Origin of the sequence: Desertivirga xinjiangensis, from assembly GCF_024436435.1 — a bacterium.
GTDB classification, from domain to species: domain Bacteria; phylum Bacteroidota; class Bacteroidia; order Sphingobacteriales; family Sphingobacteriaceae; genus Desertivirga; species Desertivirga xinjiangensis.
On the sequence record NZ_JAFMZP010000001.1, the window covers coordinates 205,195 to 217,672 of the forward strand.

9 protein-coding genes and 2 pseudogenes are annotated in these 12,478 nt (G+C 35.7%); 8 read left to right on the top strand and 3 right to left on the bottom strand.

Annotated features, from left to right (window positions below):
• Positions 1 to 17: 17 nt before the first annotated feature.
• Positions 18 to 212, top strand: a pseudogene (locus J3P37_RS22985) (putative polyvalent protein kinase domain-containing protein); the annotation flags it as partial.
• Between the two features lie 36 nt (positions 213 to 248).
• On the opposite strand, the pseudogene J3P37_RS00895 reads toward J3P37_RS22985, so the two are convergent.
• Positions 249 to 347, bottom strand: a pseudogene (locus tag J3P37_RS00895) (AraC family transcriptional regulator); the annotation flags it as partial.
• A 921-nt stretch (positions 348 to 1,268) separates the two neighbouring features.
• Between J3P37_RS00895 and J3P37_RS00900 the strand changes: the two are divergent.
• Entirely contained in the window at positions 1,269 to 1,661 is a 393-nt protein-coding gene (locus J3P37_RS00900) for a hypothetical protein (protein WP_256009100.1), read from the top strand.
• Positions 1,662 to 1,816: 155 nt separating this feature from the next.
• Here the strand turns inward: J3P37_RS00900 and J3P37_RS00905 are convergent, their stop codons facing one another.
• Positions 1,817 to 2,272, bottom strand: a complete 456-nt coding sequence (locus tag J3P37_RS00905; protein WP_256009101.1) for an HNH endonuclease — start codon at positions 2,270 to 2,272, stop codon at positions 1,817 to 1,819.
• Positions 2,273 to 2,573: 301 nt separating this feature from the next.
• A complete protein-coding gene (locus J3P37_RS00910) occupies positions 2,574 to 2,813 on the bottom strand; it encodes a hypothetical protein (RefSeq protein ID WP_256009102.1) in 240 nt (79 codons plus the stop codon).
• Between the two features lie 259 nt (positions 2,814 to 3,072).
• Here J3P37_RS00910 and J3P37_RS00915 point away from each other — a divergent pair, with 259 nt between their 5' ends.
• The 6 genes from J3P37_RS00915 to J3P37_RS00940 all read left to right on the top strand — a co-directional run bounded on the left by J3P37_RS00915 (position 3,073) and on the right by J3P37_RS00940 (position 12,351).
• On the top strand, positions 3,073 to 4,665 hold the full coding sequence (locus J3P37_RS00915; RefSeq protein WP_256009103.1) for a DUF262 domain-containing protein: 1,593 nt from the start codon (positions 3,073 to 3,075) through the stop codon (positions 4,663 to 4,665).
• Positions 4,649 to 5,797, top strand: coding sequence for an AAA family ATPase (locus tag J3P37_RS00920; protein ID WP_256009104.1), 1,149 nt, complete (start codon positions 4,649 to 4,651; stop codon positions 5,795 to 5,797). Before J3P37_RS00915 ends, J3P37_RS00920 begins: the two co-directional genes overlap by 17 nt.
• On the top strand, positions 5,790 to 6,764 hold the full coding sequence (locus J3P37_RS00925) for a hypothetical protein (RefSeq protein ID WP_256009105.1): 975 nt from the start codon (positions 5,790 to 5,792) through the stop codon (positions 6,762 to 6,764). The genes J3P37_RS00920 and J3P37_RS00925 overlap by 8 nt, the downstream gene beginning before the upstream one ends.
• 418 nt (positions 6,765 to 7,182) lie before the next feature.
• Complete coding sequence (locus J3P37_RS00930) at positions 7,183 to 8,043, top strand: DUF4007 family protein (protein WP_256009106.1); 861 nt, start codon at positions 7,183 to 7,185, stop codon at positions 8,041 to 8,043.
• On the top strand, positions 8,033 to 11,251 hold the full coding sequence (locus J3P37_RS00935) for a hypothetical protein (protein ID WP_256009107.1): 3,219 nt from the start codon (positions 8,033 to 8,035) through the stop codon (positions 11,249 to 11,251). Before J3P37_RS00930 ends, J3P37_RS00935 begins: the two co-directional genes overlap by 11 nt.
• Entirely contained in the window at positions 11,248 to 12,351 is a 1,104-nt protein-coding gene (locus J3P37_RS00940; RefSeq protein ID WP_256009108.1) for an adenine nucleotide alpha hydrolase family protein, read from the top strand. Before J3P37_RS00935 ends, J3P37_RS00940 begins: the two co-directional genes overlap by 4 nt.
• Positions 12,352 to 12,478 lie beyond the last annotated feature (127 nt).

Below are 12,478 nucleotides of genomic sequence, written 5' to 3' on the forward strand. Positions count from 1 at the left end.
AGTAACTTCACGCCGTAGTCAGAAAGGAATTTGTAGTAAGTGCTGAACCTACCAACCTTGATTTGGTTCGACAATTCGTGAACTTTAACGGTTTTAAGCTTAAAAAGAACAATGATTATTTTAATCTAGCACTCGGGCTCATCTTTGAAGACCTACACGATGAGAATGTGCTGTCAGATAAAGGTGTTCTTTTCTTCATCGATAATATCTGAAACATTCATTTCAGAATTTATACACTACCTCCCTTTCTAATTCAGAAGACTTCTTTTATAATCTGAAGGAGAAAGGGAGGTTTTACTTTTAAAGAGCTTATTAAAGGATTGCGGATGTTCAAAGCCCAAATGATAATTTCCTCTTGTTCTATACGAATATATACTTAAAGTGGATTTATTTTAGGTTAATTTTTTAACTATTACACGAAATGCTGGTTTCTTTACACGAACGCGTCTGAATACTTGATAAACAAATTAACAATCTAAAAATCCATATCCGTAATGATTCGAACCACCGAATTTCCAAAATGTGCAGAGGACATTAGTGGGGTGTAATACAGCGCAAAGAACTTGATATCCGTCAATATCGAAGGCTCCTTTATTTAAAGAGAAAAAAGTATAGCAGTATATCGATGCCTATCATCAAAGAGATCGAAGACGAGTTTCCGCATCTGCCCCTTGGAATGCTCCATCATCCTGGAGAAAAAAGCAAAGGAGGCCATCCTTAGAAATATCCGGGAAGCCACTGATCGCTAAAATTCAGAATTACAAGCTTCAGTCGACGTTGCCCTTAACCCTGCAGAACTTCATGGCATTTCAGCATATTGAGCCGCAGTTGATCTACATTAAAAGAGTCTATGCCTCCGTATATCTGGCGGGAGAGTGGGAAGTTGACAAGTAGGGTAGGGTAGTAGCTTTTGCAACCTCTGCTATTTAAATAACCTTTTTTAATTGTAGGCTTCGTTATAAGCGACAGGGAAATTAAATCATATCTTTATTTGATGATTTTATCAAGATTATGAAGTTTTTTCTGTAATATATTGATTGTCAGATAGGTCTTTTTTGATGGTTATTTGATTGAATGAATGAAATACAATTACGAGATCTTGTAAATGCGCTGGTAAAACACCCTAATGAATGTCAGTGAATGGAGTTCAAGCACATTTTTATTCTCCACCGAATAATATAGGTGGCCAGGGTTATTTTCATTTCAATAGTCTATTTAACGCTACTACTTATCGTAAATAGGCACCCAAATCCGAAACAAGAAATAACATGATAGAACTAAAAGAATTATATGATTTAAAAGTAGTTTATAAAGCATTTTGGGCCTTAAAGTTTGGAGTCGATGACGACAGGGCTCTTGAATTATTTCGCAGCCCATTTTTCAAAGACATTTTTAATAAGGTCTCGAGTGAGCTTGAGAATAAAGTAAGGGAAATACCTACAATTGATAATCTAGAATATGATAAAGAGGATTCTTATATAGATAATTGGCCAAAAGAACGAGGCATTATAATCAACTATTTATTGCAAACTGACAACTGGTTAAAGATGGATAAGCCTGAAAAGATTGAACTCATTGAAACTTTGGTCAGCCCTTTTTATTATGATGAGAAATCAATTAAGAGGATACTTGCAGAAGTTGATGAACTTGCCGCCATTTAGCTAGTGGCAAGAAAGTTTAATGTCTTTGGGCTGAGCGACTGCTATTGACATCAATCTGCAAAGATATTGTACTTTAATAGTCCAGACTATGCTGTCCCCTGTCTCAAGGAATTAATGACCTGAAACGGGCTTAATACTCTTCCATCAGTTAGTCACTACCCTTTAAACACCTCCCTCCGGTGCCAATCCAGATTCTCTGGCGAAGGATAGTACCGGCTATTAAATGGCAGCCTTATTTTCCTGCCTTCCAGTTGCTTTAAGCTGTAAGGATGATCTTCAACCTCCGCTACATGAGCAGATACCATAAGCCGGTAGGAATGATCAACCGATATCAGGCCTCTGTCAAATGCGCGGTGAAGATTGGGACAAAGCGCAATACCATTGTTCACCTTGTCGTCCTGGCTTACGCTAAAAGGAACAATGTGGCAGGCATCAATAAAATTATAGCCGAACGTAGATTCAATACGCATTCCGGTGAAGCTGCAGGTAGAGTCATATACCTTTGGCACCAGCTTCTTAAACAAACCTCCTCTTACAAATACATCCTCCTCTGTTTCTATATTGACAGGCTTATACTGTGCCAGTGGTTCGTTAAGCAGATAAGCCTCCATGTCATGAATATAGCCTGTCCCTTTTTCCTTGCTTTGAAGGTACTGGTTCCTGGTTAGAGGAATTAGGTGTCAATCAACGTGGTTTTTATAATGTTCCTTGTAAACGGATCAGTAAGCAGCAGGTAAAGTTCAGATGAGAAGTATGCATACTCTAAAACCTGCGATAGACGAATAACGCTTTTTATATGTGCATTTATCTGGCATCCCAGCTTCGGCTGCAGAAACCAGATCTGTTTTCCCTCAACTCTTTCGCTTTGCAGGTAATAAAAGGGCTGCGTGAAATCCGGTTGATGAAGGTTATTTACCAGTAGTTTCCAGTTTTCTGGAATGCCGCTACCAGATCTGTATCGACTTGTATTCTGTTGCCTGTAACTAATCCTTTTTCGATTAGATCAATTAACGAAATCAAAAGGACAGGTTTATGCGGAGCTTTCCCATAGGCTGTGGAAGCCCGGGTATGGTGTGCTAATTTGTAAAGGGGTTTAGCTATTAGTTCAGATTGCTCATTAGCGTTTGGCCGTGTATCGAAAAGAACCCGCATAAGTTATAACAAGACTTAAGAGGCTACAGTTTCAGTGTCTAGAGCAATAATTGCTGCTACGAGAATAGAAACTTCGAGTTCTTTAAATAATGTTATACATTTGAATAATTCAATCTAAAAAGCTTGTTCATTAAAAGACGCACAATAGCTATTCTTTGCCCTTTTGAGTGTATTGTTGCTAAACGAATTAAAAATTTGGAGATTCATATGATTATAAGGTTAGGTTGAAATTTAAAAAAAAGTTTACTATATAAAATAAATGAGAATTACGGATTTAGCTGATGATATTTTGACAGGACTGAAAGTAGCATCTTCCCAGTTATCATCAAAACCTTCAAATTTTCTTTACTTGCTTCCTGAAAATATCGAGCGAGGAATAGCAATATCTGAAACTAATGCTAAATATATTATAGCAAAAAATAGTAAAAGCCTATTACCAGGAGTTCAAGATGTCGGCTATGGCGACTATCTAATCTTCAATTATAAAAATGAGGATGGCTACACCTTATTGCGAGTGACACAGGAATTCAAAAAAAAAATTGTTCCTTCAAATAATTTTATTATTATCAAAGGTCCTCACAGTTTTTTGACAACCTTTTTGCAGCACGAAACAGGACGTTTATATTTTCTTAAAGAGATACAGGATATTGCCAATAGATCTAACGGGAATTTTCTGGACATTGCTAAACAGTTTAAGCAGATAGATATCGATCCCGAGGTTCTAGATGCGGTTAATCTTCCAACCTATATATCTCCTGGAAATTCTACTATCGATGAGGAAGACTTAAAAAAGATCAATGTCCGCGGCGATGTGATTACAATAGATAATATCTATAAAAGATTAAATGAAAACGAGATTCGGTTAGACGGCTATTTTCAGAGAAAATCGAACTTGTGGAACGATGATGTAAAAAGTAGGCTGATAGAGACCATTATTTTAAATATGCCAATCCCTCCACTATTTTTCGATGTTACCAACGATGATCGATGGCTAATTGTCGACGGTCTTCAACGAATTAGCGCCATAAAATCTTTCTACGATAATCAGCTAGCACTAACTAAGCTGGATTATATCCCCAGTCTAGAAGGTAAATGTTATACCGATCTAGGGCGGACATATCAACGTAAATTTGAAGAAAAACAGCTTTCTTATTTTGCAATCTATCCGGGAACGCCCAAAAGTGTTAGGTATAAAATATTTAAAAATATCAATGTAAGTGCCCTTATACTTAATAGGCAGGAAATTCGACACGCAATTAACGAAGATGAAGATTCCGAATTTACTTCATCTCGTTATATTTTGAACCTTACGGATGTTATAAATAAATACGTTATAATTCCAGAAAAAGGTGCAACAGGGAAGGAAAGAATGGCTGATGCTGAGCTTTGCTTAAGATATGTAGCATTTAGAGTTCTCAATTATTTACATGATTACGCTGGCAATATTCAGGATTTTCTCGACAAAGCTATGGAACGTATAAATAGTTATGAGAGGAACAAGTTAAAGGTTTTCAAATCTGACTTTGAAGCTACTTTGAGTGCCTTGAGCTCCATATTTCCTTCTGAAATAATTTTTACGAAAGCGATGGTTCATCTTGATGGCCCGAAAAATTTCAATAGCAACTTATTCGGCGTATGGACATATTTGTTCTCTCGACTCAATGATGATGAACGAGCCATTTTAGTTGAACATAAAGCTTTGTTTGCAAAAAAAGCACTTAAGCTTTTTGATGAACCCCAATTTGAAAAATCGATTGATAGTAGATATTTCGAGACAATCGAAAGTTTGAAAACTAATATTGAAACAGTTGAAAAATTTGTCAAGATGTTTTTAAATGATATACAAAATTAAGCTTCGAAACTTTAAAGCATTGAAGGACTTGACATTGAATTTAAAAAAATTAAATGTCATTACAGGTATAAACGGCGTTGGGAAATCTTCTTTAATTCAAGCTATTTTATTATTAAGGCAAGCTTATCAAAGCAATCAGCTTAAATACGGAATATCCTTAGACGGCCCATACACGGGGAATCTGGGCAGCATTAAAGACATCGAGAACTCTCAATCTGAATGTTCGGAAATCGAAATTTCCATTAATGATACTAGTTTTCTTTTCTCTACAAAAGATCAGAGAGGGGACACCGTATTAAAAGGAGAGATAGATTTTACTCCGTTATTGGATAATTCGTTACTGTCGCAAGATCGATTTCAATATATAAGTGCTTCAAGAGTCTCCCCAGATGCGCATTTTGTGAAAAATACTTATGCAATTGAAAATAAAAATTTAGGTAAGAATGGTGAATTCGCAGTGTCATATATCTCTGAAGTCGGACAAAAGTCTTTCGATAAAGAACAAAATTCGAAATATCGACCTTCAATTTGCTTAGTGTTAGATAGTGAAGGAGATCCTTTACCGTTAGAAGCGCAAATTAATTATTGGCTTAATCATATTTCAGACAATGTCAGACTGAATATTTTAAAAACAGTTGCTACAAAGTATGAATTGTACTTTGACTCTTTTAATGGTTTAAACTGGGACTCTTATTCAGCATCTAATTCTGCCTTCGGACTTACTTATTCTCTTCCTATTATCACTTCGTTACTTATAGCACAACCAGGGGATATTGTGATCTTAGAGAACCCTGAAAGTGACTTGCATCCGCGAGCGCAGTCTAAGATTGGTGAACTGATAGCTAGATGCGCCAACTCAGGGGTGCAGATTATTGTTGAAACTCATAGTGATCATGTTTTAAACGGTATAAGGTTAGCCGTTTCAAATAAACCTTCATTAGTTTCACATGAAGACGTCAAAGTTTTTTATTTTTTTAAAGAACAGGCCTCAGTATTTACAAGTGTTGAGGAGATTTTAATTGACGCTAAAGGAAGAATGCCGATTAAGGAATTACGGGTAAGAGGCATTACGGGATTTTTCGATCAAATTGATCAAGACTATAGACAGCTATTTTTGAATCAAGATGCTTAAAACAAAAATCTTCCTAGGAGCACAATTTCTAGAGAAGTTATTTAATGACTGTAAGTTGGAGCCTTTTTTTTTGAAATTTGAAGACTTTCATTTTACCTTACTTCAACAAAAAAACATCTTCGAAGTTGAGATCTTTTTGGAATTGGACCTCCTAAGCCTATACGACGATCTCGGGTTATATACAGTGAGATCAATTATCAGCAACTTTGTGGATGGAGACAGGCACTGTTTTCAGGTTTATAAAAGGAATGGTTCTTCAAAACACAATTATTACACAATATCTCAATTTGAAGAGTTTCCATTTAAATCAATTTCGTGTTCATCTACTATTGAGGCTTTTGAGATAGAAGTTTTAAAAAGCTGTAATGTTAAGCTGTTGTCCGATTCTGACCAGCCGATATCTATAATCAAAATCAATAGCTACGATCGTGAGGTGAATCCGATTTTAGCTTCAATTACGGCAGTACAGATTGATCTGTTATTCTTAGAAATATTTTTTGAGCACTATATCAAAGGGGAGTTTCCAGACGATGACGAGTATGTAACTTTCCGTCAGAAGTATTTTGCATTTTATAACAAATTCGAGTGGGGACAGTGGAATCCCTCATTAGTTCCTGCTCCCGCACATGGTGTCATCAGTACTTGTTTAAAGACCAAGCATAAATTGAAGAAAGATGATGCGTATTTGTTAAAGTGGGGGTATATAATGGCAATTTTAAACGGGGCTAGATTCAACAGAGCATTGACTCGCGCTAATGAGCATGATAAAAGGGTTAACGATATCTTCCAAGCCGGGTTAAAGAAGAGAAACTCTATTATTTTTTTTTCGACAGATAGTGAAAATGGCCAGTTGGAGATTTATGATTATAACGGAAATCATAATAATAAGGTTTATGGTTTAGAAAATGGTGTAATAACACAGAAACGTAATTATACTATAAAAGTGCCTGAAAGTAAGTGGTTGTGACAAAATGGTCTAAATTCCCGGATAATCTGCAGAGGTAAAACAAGGAAAGAGTTTCCAAGGGTTCAATTATTTATTTGATTGGCTTGAGCAAGGTAGCTTTACATTAGTTGAAAGGAAACAAATTTGCGATGAAAGAATAATAGATGATGAATTTAAGTCGTCCATATGACTCTCGTGTGTTATTTCGCTTTCAATTGCATTTGACATCGATTTGTTAATTATCAACATACCATAACTTATGGAATATCACTCCTCTATGCATTCCTACTGAATTAACATAACGCTATGCAATTATTTGTTTTTTGCTAATATTTTTAGCATGTTTGAGAGTGCAAGTTGTTAGGAACTTCTAGTTAGGAAATCGCATTAGTGATTCTCATTATCGTAAATTTGTAAATTAGATATATTTTGTTTCATTATGCCTAAATTTAGTTTTTCGGGCCACGACACCTTTCCATGTAGACAGCTTTGGTTGAAAAAGGGATACGATTTTATCAAAGCTAATAAGTCCTTTAAAAGTGAGGACGCTGTCATTGATCTTGGTGTGGGTAAAAACATGGTTTCAGCTATTAGATTTTGGATGAGGGCTATGGATATACTTACTCAGGAGGATGAATTGACCAACTTCGCAATCCATCTTCTAGATGATGAGGGGTGGGATCCGTACTTGGAAGATGAGATGAGCTTGTGGCTTTTACATTATAATCTTGTGAAGAAAGGGGTAGCTTCTTCCTATGGCCTAATTTTCAATGAGCTCAGGAGAGAAAAAATAGAGTTCAATAAGAACACCTACTTCGGTTTTTTGAAACGGAAAGCAGAACAGCTTAAAGCTTTACAAGTAAATGAAAAGACTATATTTGACGACTTTGGTGTTCTTATTAAGATGTATATAAGAAGTGATGGCAAGGTAAAAGAAGATATATTTCAAGGGCTATTCACAGAATTAAACCTTATAAAGCCTTTAGGAAAAAGGGGAGAAGAATTATATTCCATAGAAAACAAAGAAAGAGATGAACTACCGGAAGCTCTGTTTTTGTACATCATTCTTGATAATTGTGCAGCAGATTCGTCATCAATCAGTATCTCAACTATTGAGCAAGATCACAATAATGTAACGTCGGTTCTCGCAGTATCCCGAACTTCTTTAGCTAGTAGGCTTGAGCAAATATCTAAAAAGTACGATTGCATTAATTATAGTGATCACGCTGGAATAAAAGAATTACAAATCAAGCGGCAAATTACCCCTCTAGAAATCTTAAATCATTACTATGCTAATTAAGAATGTTGCCTCTATCAATATCGTCAGAGATATTGATAAAAATATAGAGTACATTCCGACGCCAAATTCTCGTGTCATCGCAAATCAAATTGTTAATGATTTCAGGGAAGGCGTGAGATCTTTTGGAATTATTGGTTCTTATGGAACCGGGAAGTCTGCTTTCATTTTAGCGTTACAAAGACATTTGTCTGGATTATCTAATTACTTTCAATTAGATTTATTAGAAGATGCTAATGTAAAGTTCATAAATATTTTAGGGGAGTTTCGCTCTATAAAGGAAGCCCTCGCTGATCATTTCGATATTGAAGATTATGGGATCCTACCCCAAAAAATCTTTTCTCAAATATATAATGAATACTATGATCTAGGCGGCGACAAAAAATTACTTATACTTTTTATTGATGAATTTGGAAAGTTTTTAGAATATGCCTTTAAGCATTCGGCAGAAAAGGAGCTGTATTTTGTTCAGCAGCTAGCGGAATTTGTAAACAATTCAGATAATAATATTCTGTTAATAACTGCTGTTCATCAAAGCTTTGATGCTTACTCTTATAATCTAAATATCCGTCAACAAAATGAGTGGATAAAAGTTAAAGGCAGGTTCAGAGAATTAACTTTCAATGAACCTGTCGAACAACTCCTGTTTTTAGCCGCTCAACAACTTTCTAAGGCGAAAAGGGTAGGAAAAAGTAATGAGATAGAAGTTGGGTTAAATCTCTTCAAGAGTACGAAAGCCTTCACTCATTTATCCACAGACCTTCAAAATGTTGCGGAGAATTTGTACCCGTTGGATCTACTTTCTGCTCATATTTTGACTCATGCTCTGCAGAAATATGGGCAGAATGAAAGGTCACTATTCTCTTTCCTTCAGTCTACTGATCCTACCAGCCTCAACGAGCATTCGAGACGGAATGATAGATTTTACAATTTATCACATGTTTATGATTACTTGATTTTTAATTTCTACTCCTACTTGTACTTCTATGGGAATCCGGATCTTGTGGCTTGGAGAGCAATAAAAGCCGCACTTGACCTGGTAGAGAGAAAAGTGGAGAACAGAATCGAAGATTACTCTTCAATTGTTAAAACAGTAGGGCTACTTAATATATTTTCGAGTCCTGGAGCTTTATTGGACAGGCATTTTTTGCAACAATACTGTAAGATTTGTTTAGGTATAGAGGATGCTCCCGATCTCATTGCTAGTCTTGAAAGTACTTATAAAGTAATCCTGTATCGCAATTATTCAACGCGATTTATTGTTACAGAGGGAACTGATCTAGATATACCTTTGGCGTTGTCGAAGGCGTCAGAGAAAGTTGATGCAGTAAACGATGTGACTACGCTTTTAAACAGATATTACAAATTACCTCCTGTTGTTGCAAAAGAGGCAACCTATAAATCAGGAACTCCACGTCTCTTTGAATTTGTTATATCTGAGTACCCTAAAAGCATAGTGGCAGAAGGCGAGACGGATGGGTACATCAATTTAATTTTCAATGATAACTTGGCACCTGAGGAACTTAAGAATTTTTCAGATGGACAAAAAGAAGCTATTTTGTTTGGATTATATAAAAATTCAAATGCCATTAAGGAGTTACTTTTTGAAATCGAGAAAACTAAAAAAGTAATTGATGAAAATATAGATGACAAAGTCGCAATTAAAGAGCTTAGCGAGATATTGCTACATCAACAAAACTTACTAAATCATAAAATTCTAACTAATCTCTATAACTCTAAGGATGTTCAATGGGTTTTTAAGGGCCAAGTACAGGAACGAGTTGTAAACAAAAGAACGTTCAATAAATTACTGTCAGAAATATGTTTGAGGATTTATGACAAAGCTCCTAGATTCAACAATGAACTGATTAATAAGCATAAACTTTCTGGTTCTATTCATAGTGCTAAACGTGGTTATTTAAAAGCACTAGTAGAGAACTGGGATAAGAAGGACCTCGGATTTGCCCCTGACAAATTTCCACCAGAAAAAACTATAGCTCTCGCTCTCCTTGAGGAAAATGGGATTCGGCTATACGATAATATCTCTGATCACATTATAGTTGATCCTAAGAACCAATTTCATTTCATTTGGGATGCTTCAGAAGATTTTTTGAATACAGCAAAAGTCTCCAAGAGAAAGGTCTCTGAATTGAAAAGTATACTATCTCAAAGACCGTACAAGCTCAAACAGGGATTGATAGACTTTTGGATACCGACATTTTTATTTATTAGAAGAAATGAATTTGCCTTGTTTTGTGATGATAGATATATTCCCCAGCTATCGTATGAAGTTCTAGAACTAATAATTAAAAATCCAGAGGAGTACGAGGTAAAAGCATTCGATATAATTGGAGTTAAATTGAATCTCTTCAATAGCTACCGAACATTTCTAAATCAATCTTCGGAAATTAAGCCAGGAAACCAAAGCTTTATCGAAACGATTAAGCCCTTTTTAAGCTTTTATCGCCATTTGCCGGAATATTCTAAAAATACTAATAGATTAAGCAAAGAGGCTAAACAAGTTCGTGACGTTATCTCCAAAGCTAAAGATCCGGAACAAACTTTTTTCGAAGCTTTTCCCTCTGCACTAGGCTTTGACTTAAACCAACTTTTGGAAAACGAAAGTAAATTACATCAGTATACAGAAAAGTTGCAAGATGCAGTTCGAGAATTACGGAGTGCCTACGACGAGCTGTTAGCCAGAATTGAAGAATTCATCTGTTCTGAAATACTCGGAGAGGAAATGGAATTCCTCGCTTATAAATCAAGGCTTAGAGAAAGATTTCAAGGTATAAAAAAGCATTTATTATTGCCTAGACAAAAACGTTTCCTACAGAGATTAGAATCAGACCTAGATGACAAAAGAGCATGGCTTAATTCTATAATGCAGCCTGTAACTGGAAATACCTTAGACAAATTCTCCGACGAAGAGGAAATAAGGCTTTATGACCAGTTCGAATTGTTAATTCTTGAACTAGACAGTCTGACCTCTCTATCTCAAACAAATTTTTCAATAGAAAAGGAAGATTTATTAAGTTTAGAAATCAGTTCTTTTGATGCAGGCCTTTGTAAAAGGATAATTAGGCTTCCTAAAAGCAGAAGCCAAGAAGTGGAGAAAGTGGAGGTGGAATTACGAAGAACACTTTCAAATAATACTATAACTGATTTGGCCGCTTTATCAAAGATACTAAAAGAGTTGATGGAGAAATGAAGAAAGTAAGACATGTACTCGGTATATCCGGAGGTAAGGATAGTGCAGCACTAGCTATTTATATGAAGGACAACTATCCTGACCTTGATATTGAATATTATACTTCAGATACAGGTAAGGAGCTAGATGCAACGTATAAACTGATCGACAACCTTGAAGTTTACCTTGGCAAGAAAATTATACGTTTGCAAGCCTTCAATGGTAGTCATAAGAATCCTTTTGACCATAAGCTAAAAACCCTAGGTGGCTTTTTACCCTCTCCTGTGAATAGATGGTGTACCAAGAGCTTGAAGCTTGACACATTTGAAAAGTTTGTAGGGGACGATTCTGTCATATCTTATGTAGGAATTCGAGGAGACGAAGATAGAGAAGGTTATATTTCGACTAAGTCCAATATTCAATCAATTTTCCCATTCCGGCAGAATATTTGGAGTGAAGATGTTATCAATAAGGTTTTGATCGAACCAAATCGAATCAAAGTTGGCGAAATCTATGATAGATTAATTCCAACTTTTGAGGGCGATTACTTTCGTGAAATTCTTGGTACACCTTTAACGGCTAATTTTAATCAAAAGCAAAAACTTCATTCTTTGCTTCGCACTAATACAAAGTTATTTAACCGACTCGTCTTTGAGTTTCTTAAAACTACATCATATCCTCTTGCTACAGAGCCTGGTTTTTCATTGATTGATGACGATCGGATCTTAAAAATAGATGATATCTTCAGCATTTTAGAACAAAGTGGGGTAGGTATTCCAGAGTATTATAATAAGATAGAATTTCAAGTTAATGACAAGACAGGTAGTTATTGTAGAAGCCGTTCAGGATGTTATTTTTGTTTCTATCAACAAAAAATAGAGTGGGTATGGTTACTAGAGCAACATCCTGAGCTTTTTAATCGAGCAATGGAATATGAACGGGGAGATTATACCTGGAACCAAGATGAAACTTTAGAAGAGTTGAGTCGGCCAGAAAGAGTGAAACAAATTAAAGAGGACTATCTAGTTCGTCAATCTCGCACTAGCGATTCAAATTCACCGTTCATGATTGATAACATACTTGATGCTGAAGAGGAAGGTTGTGCTTCTTGCTTTATTTAGCCTTCGGAATAGTGAAGCTATCGTCCAAAAACGAACTTCATTGTTCCTTTTCGGAGAGATTTACCACATATTTAGGACCTGACTTATTCCCCCTCTGGACCTTGTTTAATTTGTAATAAAATAAGCC